This window comes from Candidatus Poribacteria bacterium (assembly GCA_026702755.1).
Taxonomy (GTDB): Bacteria; Poribacteria; WGA-4E; order WGA-4E; family WGA-3G; genus WGA-3G.
Map to the genome: position 1 here is coordinate 75,246 of JAPPBX010000096.1, position 20,192 is coordinate 95,437.

20 protein-coding genes are annotated in these 20,192 nt (G+C 45.7%); 17 read left to right on the forward strand and 3 right to left on the reverse strand.

The features are described from left to right. Window positions 1-3: 3 nt before the first annotated feature. The 3 genes from OXH39_19240 to OXH39_19250 are packed head-to-tail and all read left to right on the forward strand — an operon-like array spanning window position 4 to window position 2,546. Window positions 4-783, forward strand: a complete 780-nt coding sequence (locus tag OXH39_19240; protein ID MCY3552596.1) for a TdeIII family type II restriction endonuclease — start codon at window positions 4-6, stop codon at window positions 781-783. Next, on the forward strand, window positions 773-1,798 hold the full coding sequence (locus tag OXH39_19245; protein ID MCY3552597.1) for an aminoglycoside phosphotransferase family protein: 1,026 nt from the start codon (window positions 773-775) through the stop codon (window positions 1,796-1,798). The genes OXH39_19240 and OXH39_19245 overlap by 11 nt, the downstream gene beginning before the upstream one ends. Window positions 1,799-1,817: 19 nt before the next feature. Continuing rightward, window positions 1,818-2,546, forward strand: coding sequence for a creatininase family protein (locus OXH39_19250; protein MCY3552598.1), 729 nt, complete (start codon window positions 1,818-1,820; stop codon window positions 2,544-2,546). Window positions 2,547-2,700: 154 nt separating this feature from the next. On the opposite strand, the gene OXH39_19255 is transcribed toward OXH39_19250, so the two are convergent. Then, complete coding sequence (locus OXH39_19255) at window positions 2,701-3,489, reverse strand: aldolase/citrate lyase family protein (GenBank protein MCY3552599.1); 789 nt, start codon at window positions 3,487-3,489, stop codon at window positions 2,701-2,703. Window positions 3,490-3,713: 224 nt separating this feature from the next. Between OXH39_19255 and OXH39_19260 the strand changes: the two genes are divergently transcribed. From OXH39_19260 to OXH39_19320, 13 genes are all read left to right on the forward strand, one after another. After that, window positions 3,714-4,484, forward strand: coding sequence for a hypothetical protein (locus OXH39_19260; GenBank protein ID MCY3552600.1), 771 nt, complete (start codon window positions 3,714-3,716; stop codon window positions 4,482-4,484). A gap of 120 nt (window positions 4,485-4,604) precedes the next feature. Then, the gene (locus tag OXH39_19265; GenBank protein MCY3552601.1) at window positions 4,605-5,093 is read left to right on the forward strand and encodes a type II toxin-antitoxin system VapC family toxin; all 489 of its coding nucleotides are present in this window, start codon (window positions 4,605-4,607) and stop codon (window positions 5,091-5,093) included. A gap of 1 nt (window position 5,094) precedes the next feature. Continuing rightward, window positions 5,095-5,433 carry a ribbon-helix-helix domain-containing protein gene (locus OXH39_19270; GenBank protein MCY3552602.1) on the forward strand — a complete coding sequence of 113 codons (339 nt, stop codon included), beginning with the start codon at window positions 5,095-5,097 and terminating at the stop codon, window positions 5,431-5,433. Between the two features lie 19 nt (window positions 5,434-5,452). Further along, on the forward strand, window positions 5,453-5,701 hold the full coding sequence (locus tag OXH39_19275; protein MCY3552603.1) for a hypothetical protein: 249 nt from the start codon (window positions 5,453-5,455) through the stop codon (window positions 5,699-5,701). A 41-nt stretch (window positions 5,702-5,742) separates the two neighbouring features. Further along, complete coding sequence (locus tag OXH39_19280; protein ID MCY3552604.1) at window positions 5,743-6,006, forward strand: hypothetical protein; 264 nt, start codon at window positions 5,743-5,745, stop codon at window positions 6,004-6,006. Between the two features lie 45 nt (window positions 6,007-6,051). Beyond that, entirely contained in the window at window positions 6,052-7,872 is a 1,821-nt protein-coding gene (locus tag OXH39_19285) for a trypsin-like peptidase domain-containing protein (protein MCY3552605.1), read from the forward strand. A gap of 59 nt (window positions 7,873-7,931) precedes the next feature. Beyond that, the gene (locus OXH39_19290) at window positions 7,932-8,552 is read left to right on the forward strand and encodes a hypothetical protein (protein ID MCY3552606.1); all 621 of its coding nucleotides are present in this window, start codon (window positions 7,932-7,934) and stop codon (window positions 8,550-8,552) included. Window positions 8,553-8,575: 23 nt separating this feature from the next. Next, entirely contained in the window at window positions 8,576-9,181 is a 606-nt protein-coding gene (locus OXH39_19295; protein MCY3552607.1) for a hypothetical protein, read from the forward strand. Window positions 9,182-9,460: 279 nt separating this feature from the next. Then, complete coding sequence (pyrR, locus tag OXH39_19300; GenBank protein MCY3552608.1) at window positions 9,461-10,030, forward strand: bifunctional pyr operon transcriptional regulator/uracil phosphoribosyltransferase PyrR; 570 nt, start codon at window positions 9,461-9,463, stop codon at window positions 10,028-10,030. After that, window positions 10,027-11,319, forward strand: a complete 1,293-nt coding sequence (locus tag OXH39_19305; GenBank protein MCY3552609.1) for a dihydroorotase — start codon at window positions 10,027-10,029, stop codon at window positions 11,317-11,319. The genes pyrR and OXH39_19305 overlap by 4 nt, the downstream gene beginning before the upstream one ends. Window positions 11,320-11,328: 9 nt before the next feature. Then, window positions 11,329-12,477: a glutamine-hydrolyzing carbamoyl-phosphate synthase small subunit gene (gene carA, locus OXH39_19310; GenBank protein ID MCY3552610.1), complete on the forward strand. Its 1,149-nt coding sequence runs from the start codon at window positions 11,329-11,331 to the stop codon at window positions 12,475-12,477. Between the two features lie 132 nt (window positions 12,478-12,609). Further along, window positions 12,610-15,891 carry a carbamoyl-phosphate synthase large subunit gene (gene carB, locus OXH39_19315; protein ID MCY3552611.1) on the forward strand — a complete coding sequence of 1,094 codons (3,282 nt, stop codon included), beginning with the start codon at window positions 12,610-12,612 and terminating at the stop codon, window positions 15,889-15,891. Window positions 15,892-16,053: 162 nt separating this feature from the next. Next, a complete protein-coding gene (locus tag OXH39_19320; protein ID MCY3552612.1) occupies window positions 16,054-16,821 on the forward strand; it encodes a DNA helicase UvrBC in 768 nt (255 codons plus the stop codon). 97 nt (window positions 16,822-16,918) lie between these two features. On the opposite strand, the gene OXH39_19325 is transcribed toward OXH39_19320, so the two are convergent. Beyond that, window positions 16,919-17,548 (reverse strand): hypothetical protein, encoded by a 630-nt coding sequence (locus OXH39_19325; protein MCY3552613.1) that lies wholly within the window; start codon window positions 17,546-17,548, stop codon window positions 16,919-16,921. Between the two features lie 313 nt (window positions 17,549-17,861). Here OXH39_19325 and OXH39_19330 point away from each other — a divergent pair, with 313 nt between their 5' ends. After that, window positions 17,862-19,289 (forward strand): sigma-54 dependent transcriptional regulator, encoded by a 1,428-nt coding sequence (locus OXH39_19330; GenBank protein MCY3552614.1) that lies wholly within the window; start codon window positions 17,862-17,864, stop codon window positions 19,287-19,289. 26 nt (window positions 19,290-19,315) lie between these two features. Here the strand turns inward: OXH39_19330 and nagB are convergent, their stop codons facing one another. After that, on the reverse strand, window positions 19,316-20,107 hold the full coding sequence (gene nagB / locus OXH39_19335) for a glucosamine-6-phosphate deaminase (GenBank protein MCY3552615.1): 792 nt from the start codon (window positions 20,105-20,107) through the stop codon (window positions 19,316-19,318). Between the last annotated feature and the right edge of the window lie 85 nt (window positions 20,108-20,192).

Genomic DNA, 20,192 nt, shown 5'->3' on the forward strand with positions numbered 1-20,192 from the left:
GGGATGCATTCACAACGGCAGTTAATGATCAAAGAGAAGATTAAGGATTGTATGCTCGAAAAGTTCCAGTCGTATAGTCCTGAAACAAGTTACATGCCATTTCACCATCGTTTGCTTGGTAAAGATCGGATGGCTTTATATTCTTTCATTCACTCCTTGAATACAAAATTTGGCACCTCATTTTACGAACCGGTAGCAATGGCTTTGGCAAGTGAAAGGTTTAGGGTGGTCAGAACTCAAGTTAAACCCGCTGACAAAATTAGCACTCAAGCACATCAAAGGATCCAAACAATCATTGATGGATTGGGAACCGCGGATAGAAACCCAAATAAGCCTCTGGAAATCCAGGAAATCAGAGAAGTATGTCGAGCTGGAACTTTAGAAAAGGTTAAACTAACGCGAGTGGATATTTGGTTGGAAAACTATGAGGGTGAGTTGTTTTTATTTGACCTAAAAACTGTGAAACCTAACAAAGGTAATTTTAAGGAGTTCAAACGAACTCTTTTGGAGTGGACCGCCGCCGAATTAGCACGAGATCCAGGGGCAGCTGTAAACACAATGATTGGCATTCCTTACAATCCTTACGAACCAAAACGTTATGAACGATGGACATTGAAAGGAATGTTAGATTTAGAGCACGATATTTTGATAGCAGAAGAACTCTGGAATTTTATCGGTGGTGAAGGAACTTACACAGATTTGTTGGATGCCTTTGAAATGGCTGGTATTGAGTTAAGACCAGAGATTGATAGTTATTTCGAGAAATTTACATATGAAAGTTGACAATACTTTTGATAAAACGGAGCTAAAAAAATCCCTCAGTACTGCCTACGCACTACCTTTGCAGTCTATAACCTTTTTTCCTGAAGGTGAGGATAGTTACGGCTACATCGTTGTGTCTGAAACCGGAGAAAAGTATTTTGTCAAAGCCTCTACTTCTGTCCCAGATATCTGTCTGCAGGCAGCGTTGCGCTTGCGGCACCAGGGCAACATATCCGGCATTGTCGCGCCTTTGGAAACGAAAGGTGGCGCGCTAAGTATTCCGTGGAGAGATTTCCGGGTCTCGCTGTTTCCATTCATTGAAGGTAAAAGCCGGTGGGATTTATGGAAGGTCGGAAAAGATTTCACCGATACGGAACTCTCACAAACAGCGGCATTGCTCGCGACAATCCATGGAAGCACAGATGCAATTGCCTTTAACAGCCTTACAGTCGCAAAGTATGACTTGCCTTTACGACATGAACTTCACATAGTGCTTGAGGCACCGGAGAAGATACCGGCTCGGAATGGATACCAGAAGCGGCTTCTTGAAGCGATTATGCAACACAGATCAGAGGTTCTACAGACGCTTGAGAGATACGATGCATTAGGGCGTTCGGCGACAGCACAACAAACCCCCTTTGTGATTACACACGGCGATCCGACACCGGGAAATCTGATTTTGGATACTGAAAACCAATTACACTTAATTGATTGGGATGGTGTCTGCTTAGGTCCGCCTGAAAAAGATTTAGTCTCTTTCACAGGTGAGCGATTTGAGATAGTTCTGGAGGAGTATCTCACGGGGAGACAGAGAGACGTTTCCTTACACACAGACATTTTCGGTTTCTATATCTATGAATGGACACTTAATGAAATCCGAGATTATGGGACCAAGATCCTTTTTAAGAACAACGACGTGCAACAGAACGAATACGATTGGGAAAGTTTGCAAGACTATCTTCCGCCTAATCAGGCATTGATGGAAGACGGTATTGCGGCTGTCCAAAGCACACTTAATAGGTGTGGTGTTCTATGAAAATAATGGAGGTTAAACAATGTCTCAAATCAAATCCGTGCTACTTTGGGAAAACCAACGGCGATATTTCCGAGAGGCAATTGATGCTGGCACACTCAAAGGCGCGATTATTCCGACCGGTAGCACAGAACAACATAACGAACATTTGGCGATGTATCACGACACGCAAAGCGCGGTATATGTCTCCAAATTAGCGGCTGAAAAATTATTTCCACAAGTTATTGTGACAACACCTTTGGCGATTGGTGTATCTGAACACTGGATGGACCATAAGGGGACTCTCACGCTTCGTGCGGAGGTCTTCGGTGAGGTGTTATACGATGTCGCTGATAGCATGCGTCGGCACGGAATTGACAATATCCTGATTGTGAATGGACATGCGGGTAATGCGGGACCAGTCCATGAACGCTTAGATGGATACCGAGAGAAACTCGGTATCAATATCGAATTTCACTCCTATTGGGAGGCATACACTCCAGAGTTAGTTAAGGAGCAAATGGAATCCGGCATTTGTCCTGGGCATGCTGCAGAGTTTGAGACAGCATTTGCGCTCGCTGCTTTTGCGGAAAACGTTGATTGGAACGATGTAGATTATGACAGCGCAAAACTCACCATCTCCAACGAAGGACAGGCGACAGCCGACCGCGAATATCATCATCAGGCAAAATTAGCGACAGCCGAAAAAGGGCAAGCGATGATCGATGTCGCTGTGGATTGGGTAGCAGAGAAAATGCAGTCAATGCTTTAATAGTAGTTGTCAATCGTCAGTAAGAATAGTTGTCAGTCGTCAGTCAAGAGGGTCTTGGAGCAGTTACGTTCTTCGTAAAGGTTGGACGGCTTTAAGACTATAAAGAGACTTAGGATTACCAAAAACCTCTTGTAACTGACAACTGACAACTACTCTAATGTCCCTCAAGAGCCTTCCTTACCCCGTCACCCTGTTCCCGCCACCAACTATAGAGGATGGAAATGTCGGTGCCGATGCAGAAATGCCGAACCCCCATATCCAGATAGCGTTTCGTATCGTCGGCACTTCCAATTTCGGCGCGCGGTGGTACCCCCATTTTTACGGCAGTCTTGAACACCCGGTCGTGTGCCTCTTGGATTTCAGGCGCACCGCGCTGACCGACCATCCCGATGCTCATCGAATAGTCTGAACCACCCCACTGAATCATGTCAACACCTTCAACAGACAACACCTCTTCAAGGTTTTCAACAGTGCCTTTCTTCTCAATCATAATGACGTTGACGACATCACGAAGAGCTTGGACGTATTCTGGCCCACCTCCGTAACCCATATAGGAAAATCGGCGGGTTGCTACCCCATAGCTACCCCCATCTTCTGGTGTATCCGCGCGCGTGATACGAACGCATTCTTTTACATCTTCAACGTTTTGGCAATCCGCATAAAGCACACTCTGGAAACCTGAACCGATCGCACGTTGTGCAATGAAACCGCGTGGCTCTTGGTCGACTTTAATCATTGTAGAGATGTTGTGGAGTTCAGCCGCCCGACATAGGTTGTCCAGATCGTATAGATCAAACGGACCGTATTCGCCTACGAATTCCACGTAATCATACAAACCTGTATGTCCAATCGCCTCAACGATGGAGGGCCAAGTGGTATGGATGTGTGTACCAACCGTGGGTTTGTCAGCGTTGAGTAGTTCTCTAAACGTGTTTTTTCTCATAAGTTGCTCCTCTGTTTTTGAATATAGGACGTAGCCTTAAGCCTACATTAACATTAGCAGAGATATGTACTTTTTTCAACAATTTTCGGATTCCAACCGATGTCCAAAAACGCTTGTTTATAGACACAATTTCTGTTAAACTTGTAGTATCTGACTCGGATTAATTGATTTTTCTAAATGCTCTCCCTTCAAGATATAGATAGAGGTTTTTCATGAAAAGTTTGATGAAATTACCAACAAATTTTGATGATTATTTGACGATAGAAAACGCCGATCTTCGTTTCAAGGAAGCGACTGAGGTTGCAGAACGCGTCATCGGTGCCGGTGTAGAAATCTATCCGAATATGGACCATGCAGCGATTTTCTGTGATCCGCCTCATCTCGTTGCTGACGGTTTGAAGCAGCTGGGTTACGTCAATGGGTGGGATGCGCGGTGTTATCCGTCGCCTGTTGATGGCTGCGATTATATCAATGTCTCTGCGCAATTACCTGTGGATAGTGCTGCGCGCGGTGACGGATGGTTTGATTACGTCGCCGTCGTGCATCCCGTTGACAGAGCAGCACTGCAACACATGCTCGGTCAGGGATATGGAAATCCGTTTATCCATCATTTGACATGGGGACTCGTGCCTCTGGAACGCACCACCACTGATGATTTTGAATACGCCAGTCAAGTTGTACCATTTATGGTAAAGAAGCGAGAAGTCATCGGGAATGCAATCGGTGATGCGCCCGGTACTCTGATTATCGCGTTGCCAGAAAATGTACTCGCTCACCCAAAATTTGAAGAGACTTTACCGAGATGGCTCGGTAATCTTGATGAAGAGGAGTATCAAGTTGAATCGATGCAAGGTGGCGGTTTCCTGATCCAGTTCTTTGTGCTAACGGGGGGCAGGATTGAGGTTGCGTTGCGTGTAGATACGACACAGACCTTTAACCCGAAAAGCGTCCATAAAATCTCCGAAGACGAAATCAGTGCTGTGCAGGGAGAATAGCGAAAATTAACGCTGCTCCGTTTACGTTGACAATAGAGATTTTAAGTGATATACTTAACATAGTTTGTGGAGGATAGCAAAACACCTCAAAACCTTTTACACCCCTGGAGAATATAAACCTTGCAGCAGGAGACGAAGAAACGCATCTATATTGACACGTCAATTCCTAGCTCCTATTATACACTACGGACCGACGAAGATGCCCTGGCAAAACAAAGAAGAACTCAGAATTGGTGGAACGAATATGCGAATCAATTTAGTCTAACGTCAAGTGTTGCTGTTATTGGGGAACTTACCCGTGGAAGAAGTGAAGCAACACAAATGCGACGCGCTTTAATTGAAAGCATTGAACTGCTACCAATTACAGACCGGATCCTGCAAATTGGAAGAATCTACACAGACCGACTGATAATGCCACAAGACCCACATGGTGATGCACTTCACGTAGCAATTGCCTCATTTCATAATGTGGATGCCATACTCACTTGGAACTTGGCACATATTGCAAATCCTAATAAGATTCATCTCATCCAGCGAATTAATCAGGAATTGGGTTTGTCCACTCCTGATTTAACAACTCCATTGGATTACTTAGGAGGCACTGACTAAAATGGAAAACGAAAAGACTATAGAATGCAGCATAATGGAAGAAGTTCACGAAATGAGACGTAAAGTCTCTGCGGAATTTGGGCACGATCTTAACCGATTGGTCGCATACTACCAAGAAGTAGAGAACGAAATGCGGAAGTCTGGCAAATACAAGTTTGCAGCTCTGCCAAACGAAAAGCCTGAATTTGAAGAAGATGTTTTTGACTCGACAGTTTTTGTCCAGTTGGCTCCTGAAGAACTTGAAGCTATTGAAACACTTGCCAAGTCGCGTGGAATGTCTCCTGCAAATTTAATTCGAGAGTGGGTTGTCGAACGTATTGATCAAATACATGCCACGTAAAAATATAGGAGGTGGCACGATGCAGGGAGAAATTCACTCCGCGCCGACACTCACCTACCCTTCCTCGGATGGCAAACCTATGGCAGAAACAGACAGACATCGTAAATTGATGGTGAATTTCATTCAGATGCTTGAACACCATTTCCGAGAGGTTAATAACATTTATGTATCTGGGAACCTACTGATATATTGCGAGGAGGGAAACCCGCGAAAATCTGTTGCTCCAGATGTATTTGTCGTTTTCGGTGTCGGGAAAAAAATGCGGTAGAAAGACTGAATGTAAGTTTCCCAAACAAGGAGGATGTTTGAATGAACAAAATGTCGAAAGTTTGGCAAGATTTAATCTCGTCAGGTTATAGAATTGATGTACACAACAAGTCAAAAGATCATTACATAGACTACGACAATGATGGAAAACTATTGGTGAAACACAACGAAGTAGTTATATTTACTATAACGGCTACAAAAACAGAAGAAGGAGGCCAGATTCTGGAACATTTTGAAGAATCAGATGAATCACCGAGAGATTTAATGGAGGAATTTCGCTTGCGAATGCGAGAAGAGTTATTATAACTGTCCATTATTTTCTATCCTAATGATATTGTGAGAGTGCCTCTTATGAAACGAACTTCTCCCCTTACTTTATCACTACCGCTTGTTGTGGTCCTTTTCTTATCAAACGGAAGTCTTGCACAAAACTACGTTCACTATGCAACCCTTACAGGAAATATACTCCACAGAGGGCACACACTTGGTGTCGAAAGTTTGGCATTCAGTCCTGATGGGCGTACGCTCGCAAGTGGAGGTTTTAGGGAAGTTATCTTATGGGATGTAACGAAAGGACACCACAAAGTCACTCTTATTGGACACACCAGTAGTGCTGAAAATGTTGTTTTCAGTCCTGATGGGCGTACGCTCGCAAGTAGTGGTGCTACTTTAGACGATAGTATCTATCTGTGGGATGCTATTTCCGGTGGACACTTAAAAACTCTGATGGAAGATCCTCCGATGGGTGTTGATAGTTTAGCATTTAGTCCTGATGGGCACATGCTGGCAGCTGGAGGTTTCGGGAGTGGATCCCCTAATCCTGGAATCGTTATTCTATGGGATGTCGGTACAGGACAGCATAGAAAAACGCTCATCGGACACACCTTGTCCGTCTATAGTTTAGCATTCAGTCCTGATAGTCACATACTTGCTAGCAAGAGTTTTGACGGGACCATCCGCCTATGGGATGCTAACACAGGACAACACAGAAAAACGCTTAAGCATTCAACGGGTATGGGTAATTCTACTGATGTAGTTTTCAGCCCTGATGGGCATACACTTGCTAGTGGAGGTTGGCAGGAGATTCGTTTATGGGATACTAACACAGGACGACATAAAAGAACGCTCACTGGGAATATAAATAATAATGTCCATAGCACAGTTTTCAGTCCTGATGGCAGTATGATCGCCGGGGCAAGCCATCTAGCACATCTATGGGATGCTAACACAGGACAACACAAAAAAACACTCAAGCGTCCGATTTACCCGAATGGTCCCATTAATAGTGTAGTTTTTAGTTCTGATGGCTATACACTCGCGGGTTGGGCCTCTTATGTCGATAACATCTACCTGTGGAACTCTGGTACAGGGGCACATCTGCAAACCCTCATTGGACATACAAATGAGGTGCATAGCGTAGTTTTCAGTCCTGATGGACGCGTTCTGGCCAGTGCAAGTAATGGCACAATCCGCTTATGGCAAGTAAATACCCCGCGATCGGTGGATCCAAATCCTTCTACACCGCCAAAATCTACCGCAGACCAAGTCTATGACAACGCCATCCGCTCCGTAATGTGGATAGTCAACCCGGGAATAGGTGAAGGCAGTGGTGTCTTAATCGACAAACAATTCAGACTCGCCATTACCAATGCCCACGTTACAAACGAACAGGATACAGTTGACGTATATTTCCCCGCGCTTGATGAAAAAGGTGAACTCATTAAAGATCGGAACTTCTACCTGACAAGTAGCGGCGTATTAAAACGCCTGGGCTATTATACCAAAGGACACGTTGTCGCGAAAAACGAGGAGACAGATCTCGCAATTATCAGCCTTGAGGGTCTTCCCGAAACGGTTCGCGAGATTGACTGGAACTTTACCACACCAACAACGAATACTGGCGATTTGGTTTACATCCTTGGCAATCCAGCTGGACAAGAATTATGGCGGTGGACGCTCGGTGAATATCTCAAAGATCATGGAGATTTCTTGCACATCCAATCCGATGTGTTTGGTGGTAATAGTGGCGGACCGGTGCTTAACAAACAGGGTGTCCTAATTGGCATTGTCGCACGGAGTGATAGACACATGAATGCATTGGCTACCCCCGTGAGGGACCTAAACCGCTTGCTGTCTGAATCGCAATTGAAACATTCACGATCCCTGAGATAAAATTGGACATGCAGGAGCACTGTCTGTTATACTGACGCTCTGGAAGGAGGTCATCTTAAATGGCATATAGCGATTTTACTTTAGAAGCAGCGGTAGAAACGTTTCATCTGGAAATTGTTGAACCTGTAGGCATTTTCTCTAATTTAGAGAGTGTTGATCCGGGAGACGATTTCACAACGCGGCTCACAATGAGAGCCCAGTTAGCCGATGCTATAAACACAGATAAAGCGAAGTCGGAATTGATTATCTCTAATGTCATCGCTGAACTCCGCCAACACCACAATTGCCGCATCAGTTTCTTTTCAGGAACCGATTTCGATGTTGATGCGGAAAACGGATTAACCGGTGTGTGCGATTTCTTGATCAGTCTATCACCGACGCAGCTTTTTATCAGAGCACCTGTTGCTATCCTCGTTGAAGTCCCTCCGATTGCGGGAAAGGATGAGTCTATAATCATTGGTCTTGGTCCATGCGTCGCGAAGATGGTCGCTGCACAACACTTCAATGCAAAAAAAGGGAGTGAAATCCCTTGTATCTATGGGGCTACGACCAAAGGCACAGAGTGGATGTTTCTCAAATTGGAAGAGCAAAGACTCAGTATAGATCTAACGTCCTACCCAATTACACAATGCGATCAAATCCTCGGTATCCTCTCAAGCATGGTGGAGCAAAAGGCATAAGTCCTTATCGGAGGAACTAACAAATGGCATATAGTAATTTTACATTAGAAATGGTGCGAACAGCGTTTCAATTAGAAATAGTTGAGTCCGCAGACATTTTTTCTCAAGCATCAACAGTAGCACTACGGGAACGTTTCACAGACGAGTTAGCGGAAAGGGTGGAATTAGCCATCTCCAGTGGTACAGAGAAAGCACGCTCGGAGCTGATCGTGGCTGATGTGCTGTTTGAACTGCGAAAACATTTCGATCACCGTATCAGTTTCTTTTCAGGGATTGAGTTTAGCGTTGATACTGAACAAGGATTAACAGGCGTATGTGATTTTTTAGTGAGTCTGTCTCCACTACTCTCTTTCTTAGAGGCACCCGTTATCATTCTGGTTGAAGCAAAACGTGAGAATTTGATAGTCGGTCTCGGTCAGTGCGCCGCCGAGATGATCGCAGCACAACGTTTTAATGCTGAGAGAGATAATAACATTCCTTGCATCTATGGTGCCACAACCTCCGGAACAGATTGGAGGTTTCTTAAATTGGAAGGCGAAAGACTTTATATTGATAGAGTGGTCTATCATATCTCACAGTGTGACAAAATCCTCGGCATCCTCGCAAGCATGGTGAAACAAAAAGTGTAATCTTGGAAACCTGATGTCGCGCGTAAAAAATAAAAAAGTTTGCAATTAACATATAAATATGATATAATATAAAAAACTAAGGTGTTGAATGTCAAAAAACCCTTTTTAATCCAATCCAGAGAGGTTGAAAAAAGGATGCAAGATCGGAATTTGAATCGGAGCCAAAATTTAGACTGTAAAAATGAATCGGTTGGATGATGCCTTTCTCGTCTCATCAGACGGGAGGGGCTTTTTGTTTATTATGAGAACTCAAACAATAAACTGACACAGGACAAAAAGATGCCAATAACAGTTTCGCTGGGGCGTGAAAAAGCACAAGTGATGAATCCTGAAGAAATTCGCCGAGCGCTGCTCAGAATCGCTCACGAAATTTTAGAGCAAAACCATAAACACATCGGGGATCTTGTATTTGTCGGCGTAAAAAGTCGAGGGGACTTCATTGCACACCGCATTGCTGAAAACCTTGAACGCATCGAAAATATTGAAGTTGATGTCGGGGCGATTGATGTCACGCTCTATCGAGACGATATTAATCTCCATGAGACACAGATCCAGGTCAGCAATACCGAACTTCCTTTTGAAATTACCGGTAAATGGGTCATTTTAGTAGACGAGGTGCTCTATACAGGGCGAACCGTTCGCGCCGCAATGGACGCACTTATGGATTTCGGTCGTCCAGCTGCAATCCAATTGGCTACTCTAATCGATAGGGGACATCGGGAATTGCCAATCGCTGCAGATTACGTTGGGAAAAATGTACCGACTTCCCGAAAAGAATTCGTTCGGGTACAACTTGCTGAAGAAGGTGGAATAGACTCAGCCATCATTTATGAAAGGGAAGCGGAATGAGCGACGCGTTTATTACTAACGGACGTATTATTGATCCTGCGAATAATATTGATGAGGTCGGTGCTCTCTTCATTGCCGACGGTAAAATTGCCTGGGTCAATGGTAACGGGAAACCCCCTGAACCGCAGACGGCTGATGTGTATAATGCAACGGGGCTCGTTGTTGCCCCGGGTTTAATTGATATGCATGTCCATCTCCGTGAACCCGGGTTTGAGCATAAAGAGACGATTGCTACTGGTACGGCGGCAGCAGCCGCGGGCGGATTTACTTCGGTTGTCTGCATGGCAAACACATCACCAGTCATAGACACGCCTGAGAAGATTGAGCAAATTTACGACATCGCACACGAGACTGCAGAGACAAACGTATTTCCTTTCGGTAGTATCACCAAAAATCTTGCGGGTGATGAACTCACGGATATGCGCGGGATGCATGCTGCTGGTGCGGTTGGCTTCAGTGATGATGGCGTTACTGTCATGAATGCCGCACTCATGCGCGATGCGCTCGCCTTGAGTGCGGAAATCGGTTTTCCAATCATGGTTCACTGTGAGGAGCACAATCTCAACGCAAAAGCAGTGATGAATTTGGGAGAGACTTCTCGCAAACTCGGCCTTATCGGCAGCCCGAATGCTGCGGAGGACATCATCGTTGGGCGCGACATCATGTTGGCGGAAATGACAGGAGGCCACCTCCACGTGCTTCACGTCAGCACTGCCGGAGCCGTTGAGTTAATACGCCAAGGGAAACGACGGGGTGTTCATGTAACTGCTGAGGCGTGCCCGCATCACTGGGTTCTTACGGATAAAGAAGTGGAAAAGCAGGGAACGAATGCAAGAATGCATCCGCCCCTACGCACGCAAAACGATATTGACGCAATTATCAAAGGTTTACGTGATGGCACGATTGACGCAATCGCTACTGACCATGCGCCACACACGCCAGAAGAAAAAGCGCGAGGAATGCTTGATGCCCCAAACGGAATTATCGGTTTGGAGACATGTGTACCACTTGTGTTTACACACCTCGTCCGACCAGGATATCTCACGGTCACAGAGGCGATTGCGAAAATGACATCTATTCCAGCAACCATACTCGGTATTGATCGTGGGACCCTCTCTGTCGGATCAGTTGGAGATGTCACTATGATTGATACGGATTTAGTTAATCAGGTTGACGTGACAAAATCTCGCTCAAAAAGTCAAAACACCCCTTTCGCAGGCTGGGAGCTTAGAGGGTGGCAGACAATTACACTCCGAAGTGGAGTCGCGATTGGGAAATCGCTCTTATAGGAGGAGAGTATGAAAGCGATTCTCGCGTTAGCGGACGGAACAGTTTTTGAAGGCGAGCAATTTGGGGCGACGGGTGAAACCCTCGGCGAGGTTGTCTTTAATACAAGTATGACGGGTTATCAGGAAGTTTTGACCGATCCCTCTTACAAAGGACAGATCGTGACGATGACATATCCGTTGATTGGCAATTACGGTTGTAACGAAACAGACGTGGAATCTGTCGGTCCGCAGGTGGAAGGGTTTGTTGTTCGTGAATACAGCGCGTACCATAGCAATTGGCGTTCAAAATGGAGTTTAGATTCCTACTTATCAGAGCACGGTATTATTGGGATCCAAGGGATCGATACTCGTGCACTCACCCGTCGCCTCCGGGTTCATGGGGTAATGAATGGATGTCTCTCTACGGAAGATCCAAACCCTGAGCATCTTGTAGAGAAAGCTAAAGCGTGGCACGGCTTAGTAGGTTGGGACTTGGTACAGCGCGTAACATGTCCCAGTTCGTACGCATGGCAGAAGAGTTGTCAGTTACAAGAGGGGTCTGTAACTTCCACAAATACCTCTTTAACCGAAAACCGAAAACTGAAAACCGAAAACTATAAAGTCGTTGCTCTCGATTTTGGGATAAAATATAACATTTTGCGTCAACTCACCGAACACGGATGTCAGGTGCAAGTGGTACCAGCAAAAACGACTGCTGAAGAGATTCTCGCAGCGGAACCGGATGGTGTGTTCCTATCGAACGGCCCGGGCGATCCAATGCCAGTTGACTATGCAATTGAGACAATCCAAGGATTAATAGGCAAAAAACCTCTTTTCGGTATCTGTCTGGGGCATCAACTTTTGGGACTTGCCCTTGGTGGAAAAACGTTCAAACTGAAGTTTGGACATCGCGGTGCGAATCAACCCGTCAAACATCTCGAGACCGATCGGGTTGAAATCACCTCGCAAAACCACGGGTTCTGCGTTGATATTGATTCACTACCAAATAGCGTTGACGTTACACATATCAATCTAAATGATGACACACTTGAAGGGATACAGCATCGGGAGTATCCCATTTTTTCTGTCCAGTATCATCCGGAGGCATCGCCCGGTCCGCATGATGCAAGTTATCTCTTTTCACGTTTTACAGAAATGATGGACGGAAAGAGTCATTAGTAGACACGGGTCGGTTGCAAGAGGTGTTTTTTTACAAAAGCCTCTTAACTTTAACCATCAACTCGACTCCGTTATAAATGTTAAGGCACGAGTTGATGGTTAAGACTGATAACTGATAACTAAAAACTAATCATGCCAAAGCGAACAGACATAAAAAAAATCTTAATTATCGGATCCGGTGCGATTATTATCGGGCAGGCGTGCGAGTTTGATTACTCCGGAACCCAGGCGTGTAAGGCACTTAAGGAAGAAGGGTATGAGATTACCCTTGTCAATAGTAACCCTGCTACTATCATGACCGATCCAGACTTTGCCGATCAGACGTACATTGAACCGATTACTGCGGATACAGTGGAGCTTGTAATTGCCAAGGAGCGACCACAAGCGTTGCTGCCGACCCTCGGTGGACAAACCGCTTTGAACGTATCTGTTGAACTTGCAGAATCGGGGGTGTTAGATAAGTACGCGGTTGAACTGATTGGCGCAAAACTGCCCGCTATCCAAAAAGCGGAAGACCGCGCTCTCTTCAAAGAGGCGATGGTGAAGATTGGGCTGGAAGTCCCTCAGAGCGGTATTGCACATTCTGTGCAAGAGGCACTTGCACTTATTGAACAGATCGGCTTCCCCGCGATTATCCGTCCTGCGTTTACGCTCGGTGGTACGGGTGGCGGTATCGCTTACAACATCGAAGAATATGAAAAAATGGTCACGACGGGACTCGCCCTCAGCCCAATCAGTGAACTGCTCATCGAAGAGTCTGTCATCGGGTGGAAGGAATTCGAGTTGGAGGTAATGCGGGATGGAGCGGACAACGTCGTCATTATATGTTCCATTGAAAACGTTGATGCAATGGGAGTCCACACTGGTGATAGTATTACCGTCGCGCCTATCCAAACATTGACGGATAAGGAATACCAACTGATGCGGGATTCGGCAATTAAGATTATCCGTGAGATTGGCGTTGACACCGGCGGCTCCAATATCCAGTTTGCTGTCGATCCGAAAACTGGGAAACAGGTGGTTATTGAGATGAACCCCCGCGTTTCTCGGAGTTCTGCGCTTGCATCAAAAGCCACTGGATTTCCAATTGCGAAGATCGCAGCGAAACTCGCTGTCGGTTATAATTTGGATGAAATTCCGAACGATATTACCGCTGAAACGCCTGCCTGCTTTGAGCCAACAATTGACTATGTTGTGGTCAAGATTCCGAGATGGGCATTTGAAAAGTTCAAGGGAACTGATGAGACACTCACGACGCAGATGAAATCTGTCGGTGAAGCGATGGCTATCGGTAGAACCTTTAAAGAGGCGTTACAGAAAGGCTTACGCTCGTTGGAAACCGGCTGGTCCGGTTTAGATAACCACCCACTTGATGAACTCCCTTTGTCTGAACTTCCGAGCAAACTGAGTATCCCTAATGTTAAAAGGATCTTTTATATCAAAGCTGCCCTTGCACGTGGAATGAGCATTGAGGAAATCCATGCCTACACACATATCGACCCCTTTTTCCTCTACAATTTGAAAGAAATTGTAGACTTTGAAAAGACTTTGTCGGAACCCGATACACGGCAACATATAGGGCAGTGTTTGCAGAGTTCTGCGGCAAGTCAGGGCCCCCGGGAACATGAAACAGATGGCACAACCACGAAAAAACTCCTTCATCAGGCAAAGCAGTTTGGATTTTCCGATCGCCAACTGGGTGATATCTATGATGTGTCTGAAGAAGCCATTCGCAAATGTCGAACAGGACTTGGTATTGAGGCGACTTTCAAAACCGTTGACACCTGTGCTGCTGAGTTTGAAGCGGAAACACCCTACTATTATTCTACTTGTTCCAGTGAAGACGAGGTGCGCCCATCTGATAAGCCCAAAATCATGATTCTCGGTGGCGGTCCAAACCGTATTGGACAAGGGATCGAATTTGACTACTGTTGTGTTCATGCTGCCCTTGCACTCAAAACCGATGGTTATGAAACCATCATGGTAAACAGCAATCCGGAAACTGTCAGTACCGATTACGACACTTCTGATCGACTCTACTTTGAACCATTGACGTGTGAAGACGTTCTGAATATTTATCACAAAGAGAAACCCATAGGAGTCATCGTTCAGTTTGGTGGACAGACCCCGCTGAACCTTGCTGTTGCACTCAAAAATGCAGGCGTGCCGATAATTGGCACAAGCCCTGAAGATATAGCACGCTCCGAGAATCGGCAGCTCTTCAAAGAGGTGTTAGACGACGTTGGATTAATGCAACCCCCCAACGGTACTGCGACTTCAAGTGAGGAAGCCGCACCTATTGCGGCTGCACTCGGTTACCCTGTGATTGTCCGTCCGTCGTACGTTTTAGGTGGGCGTGCCATGCAAATAGTTTACGATGAGGAACTCCTGCATGAATACATGCAGTCTGCTGTTCAAGCGTCGCCAGAGCATCCTGTGCTTATTGACAAATATCTTGAGGAAGCGATTGAAGTTGATGTTGATGCGATATCCGATGGAGACCTTACTGTCATCGGTGGAATCATGGAGCACATTGAAGAGGCAGGCATCCATTCAGGAGATAGTGATTGCGTGTTGCCACCATATACACTCGTAGATGAACAGATTGAAAACCTTAAGACATTCACGTACGCTTTGGCGAAAGCACTGCGGGTGCGTGGCTTAATGAATGTCCAATATGCCATAAAGAACGATGAGATTTATGTGCTTGAAGTGAATCCGCGTGCCTCGCGAACCATTCCATTTGTGAGTAAAGCGATTGGTGTGCCATTGGCAAAACTTGCGGCACGCGTGATGGCAGGCAAGACGCTTGCTGAAGTCGGATTTACACGCGAGATTGAACCCGCGTATTTCAGCGTCAAGGCACCAGTATTTCCCTTTAACCGCTTTCCCGGCTCAAACACGCGCTTGGGACCTGAAATGAAGTCGACTGGAGAGGTTATGGGAATTGATACAGATGTTTCTCGCGCCTTTGCGAAGGCACAAAAGGCGTGTGGTTATACGCTGCCTATCGGCGGTAAGGTTTTTATCAGTGTTAAAAATAAAGACAAGCGTGCCATTATCTTCATTGCCAAGAAACTGACTGACATGGGCTTTGAACTCATCGCCACACATGGGACAGCAAAGGTACTGCTCCGCAACGGAATGGAGCCAGAACTCGTTTTCAGTATCGGTAAAGGCAGACCGACGATTCACGATTATATCAAAAATCATGCGGTAGATTTAATTATCAATACACCAACCGGCGATTTGCATCGTCCCAATGAACTCCTAATTCGCGAAATGGCGATAGCGCATGATATTCCGATTTTCTCAACGATACCCGGTGCAGCAGCAGCCGTCAACGCCATTGATGCGTTGCAACGTGGAGATATTACAGTCACGCCTCTTCAAGATTATTTTCAAATGCTTTAATAGTTATCGGTTATCAGTTTTCAGTTAAGCGTATGTCAGTTGCAAGCGTTCTCACCTACTATAAGGAGTTACCGACAACCTTGACCAAGAACTCGTCTACAGATAATTTTGCTAAAGCGCGAGTTCTTGGTCAAAACTGACAACGATAAAAAGGATATACAAATGGCGAACGATTCTATACAAAGAAATACTCGATGGGTTCAGACCTTTGATCGAATCCTTGAAATGCTGAACCTTGACCCAGACCGTCCGGTGAGTGTTTTACAGATTGAAGACGGTAGGGAGGTTGTCGTTGTACAACCCAATGCCTTCACCATCTCGCGTATTTACGCGACCGGTCGACCCGATGGTATGCGTCCGCACGGTATGGATTCCTATTATGATTATTTCTTCGCGAAATTGAAAACTTATGAAGAAGAACACAACACGCATGAAGGATTTCAATTAGAGTCGGAGGAATGGGAAATGCTCTTTGAGGAATCTTTTCATCGATACACCCGCTATCTTCTATTTGCAGGCATCAAACGGTGGAAGGATGTCCGGCGTGATACTGCTACCAATATCGCTGTAACGAATTTGGCACGCCAATGCGCGCCCTCCGAAATTGCTTGGCGGAGTTACCAGTATAAGGGCTATATGCTCATGATGCACAGCATCGCCAATGCAGAATTGAGTCTACAGGAAGACGACACAACGACAGCACTACAACACATTGACACAGGGATTCGACAGATTGGAGAATTCTGCGGTGAATGTTTACGCGAGGAACACGGCGAGGCAGAGAATATTACGCGTGAACGCTATCTCAGTAATCTCATAGAATTTCGATCCGATTTGGAATCACTTGATACAGAGGAGACTGACGCAGAAAGTGACGAAGAGGATATTTTGGCAGAGTTGGAAAGATTGCTGAACGAAGAAGATGCGTAGTGTGGTATCTGTGAGAGTTATTTAAGGGCACATCGGGACTATGGTTAACATTAAAGTGTCCCGAGTCCTTTTTAAAAAAAGTTAATGTCGTAGAATGTTATACCTCGTCTTCGTATGGTGCTTGTACGAGGATGCCTCCAAGAAATAAAAAGGCGATACCTCGAATTAACACATGCAATTGGACCCCAAGGTCTAAGAAAAGACCTACTGGAAAGGCAATTATTGAAAAAAAGAATAGGTAACTCGCGATTGAGTTTCCCCACGAATGAAGTGCGGAACCGTAACAAAGTAATAGCAGTGCACAGAGAAACGCCCCCGTCATAAAGAGTGCTTCGCCCCACTCTGCCCAGAGCTCATAAAGTGATGTGCCAATTGCAGCAGTAGGTGCACCGGCAAGTTCGGATAATGAGTTTAATGGCGCAGTTTGCGAACAGTGGGCGATCAGTTCTATGATAATCCAAGGGATGGCGAAGCTTGCTCCCAAAATACTTCGCGAACTCGCTTCGGAAGAGAGTAAACCGTAACCGGCTAATAGGGTTGGTACAAGTAAAAGTGTCGTAACGACCCCTATTCCGTGAAAAATCCCGATTTTTCCCAAGTCTGGTGAGAGTGAAGAAATAGACGATAAATCGAAAATAAACCAAATACTTGACGCAAGCATAAGGAAGCCGCTCAAGATACCAGTAAGCCCGCCGAGTCTATACAGCGAGCTGAGTTTTTTATCCATTCATTCCTCCGAAAAAGTGCAAATAAAATTCTTCGTCCTGCATGTTATAATAGCATAATCTTAATAGTTTACCCGAATTCAAAATTTTAAACAAATATTTTTTTCAATTATAGTAAAATCCGAAAATATGTTTACAGTTCGTCAGGGAACAAGAGCCCCATTATCGCTGGCGAGGTTTGGAACCTCGCCATAGCCTCATTACCGCTGGCGAGGTTTGGAACCTCGCCATTGTGTTGGTGTATAGGTAATTACGGGTTTTACTACAAAAACCTCGAGCGGAATCTTAAGAATATCTGTGGAAGGTGCTCGCATTATGAATGCCCAGAAAACCATACTTATTGTAGACGCCGACCGGACTGAACGTGAACTTGTCTGTGAGACGCTTGCAGGTAAAGGATTTCGTCTCGTTGTTACAGGGAACATGTATCAGGCATTTCATCAAATTGAGCACCTCAAGGTAGATATTCTCGTTGCACAACTGAGAGCAGAGCGCATTGACGGATTAACGCTGTTAGAAGCGGCGGCACAGCATCACCCAGATGTAGGTGTGGTTTTCATTACGGAACCCAACGTTCTGGAAACTGATGTCGGTATTAAAGCGATGCTCGCCTACAAAGACACCTATTTCCTACCGAAGCCGGTTAATCCTGTGCATCTGACAGCACTTCTGCATAGAATGCTGGAAAATCAACGCCTTGCCTTTGAAAATCGGCAGTTACAGTCACAAATAGATGAAAGAGAAGGCTTGCGGCGACTGACAGGGAATTCCCCTCAAATCACCAAAATTCGCGACATGATCACCCAGATCGCGCCCACAAAAGCAACTGTAATGATTTATGGGGCACGTGGTACGGGCAAAGAACTGGTCGCCCGCGCGATTCACCACCGGAGTTTGCGACACGGTTCTCTTATTGCCTTTAATTGTGCGACGCTCAACGAGAACCTCGCCGAATCCGAACTCTTCGGTCATGAACGTGGCGCGTTCAGTGGGGCGTATTATCAACGCAAAGGCAGATTTGAGCTTGCACACGGTGGTTCCCTTTTTCTTGACGAAGTCTCGCAGTTGAGCCTATCTAATCAAGCCCGTCTTTTGCGTGTTCTTGAAGAACGCGAGTTTGAACGGGTCGGTGGGGACAAAACAATTCAGGTTGATGTCCGTGTTATATGTGCCACGAACCACGATTTGGAAGCCGCATCCGAAAAGCGAGAGTTCCTCCCGGACCTCTATGATCGACTTAACGTAATCCCTATCCATCTCCCGACACTTCAGGAACGTATTGAAGATGTCCCACTTCTCGTTAAGGATTTTCTTGAAGAATTTTGTCGGCAGAACGGTAAGGCTCTGAGAACTATAGAACCCGAAGCTATCAGGACCCTAATGAAATATGACTGGCCGGGAAATGTACGCGAATTGAAAAACTGCATTGAAGGTATTGTTGTGATGTCCACGCAATCGACCATTCAACAGAACCATTTGCCCGAACGTATTCTCAATGCAACAGGGACCGAGTTTTCAAACTTACTTTCAGTTCCCAATGTCTGGGAGACAGCGGATCCGACTGAGAACGGTCAGCCTTTAAATGTGAAAGTTGGGATGTCATTGGATGAAATTAACCGGGAGGCACTGCGTGCTACCCTTGAATCTGTGGACAATAACAAAGCAAAAGCCGCAGAAATCCTCAAAGTAAGCCGACGAACAGTCCAACGGAAGGCGAAAGCATACGGATTGCAGGATGAATAGGAGTTGTAGCGCAGTATTTCTATTTTTCATTGTCTGTGAGACAACAATTTCTGCTTGTTCGCATAAGCCTGTTTGTAATAATCCGCGCGTTTCAAATTGGAAGCCGCCGCCTCGTCAATGATGACCACTGTGTGTGGATGCATCTGTAACGCCGATGCCGGAACTTCGGCTGTGATTGCTCCCTCTACAGCGTGGGCAATTGCCTCTGCTTTCGATTCACCACTTGCCATAAGTAAGCACCGTTTTGCTTCCATAATTGTGCCTACTCCCATCGTGATTGCCATTTTGGGGACTGCCTCGACAGTTCCACCAAAGTGTGGCGCGTTCGCCTCCAATGTACGCTGCGTCAGGGTCTTAATGCGGGTCCGAGATCCAAGGGAGGAACTCGGTTCGTTAAACCCAATGTGTCCATCTGTTCCAATGCCAAGTACTTGGATATCAATGCCACCTGCATTCACGATTGCTTCTTCGTAGTTCTCACAGAATTCTTCGTGTGCTTCCACTGTACTCTGCGGGATATGGCAATTATCGAGAGGGATATTGACGGCGTTAAAGAAGTGAGTCTCCATGAAGGTGTGGTAACTATATGGATGGTTCGGGGGGATCCCGACGTACTCGTCTAAGTTAAAAGTCGTCACAGATGAGAAATCGAGACCTTCTGTTTCGTGCATCCGTCCCAGAGCCTCATAAAGTCCAATCGGTGTGCTGCCAGTAGCAAGCCCCAGAACGAGATTCGGTTTCTTTAGGAGCGCGTTTCGGATGATTTCTGCCGAAACTGCTACAAGCTGCGCATAGGTCGGTTGAATAATAACTTCCATTTATTTTGTAAATGCCTCTTTCAAATGTACTGGCATTTCTTGTCCGCAATCAGAATGATAAAAGTTCTCAGTTAGATTAAAAACA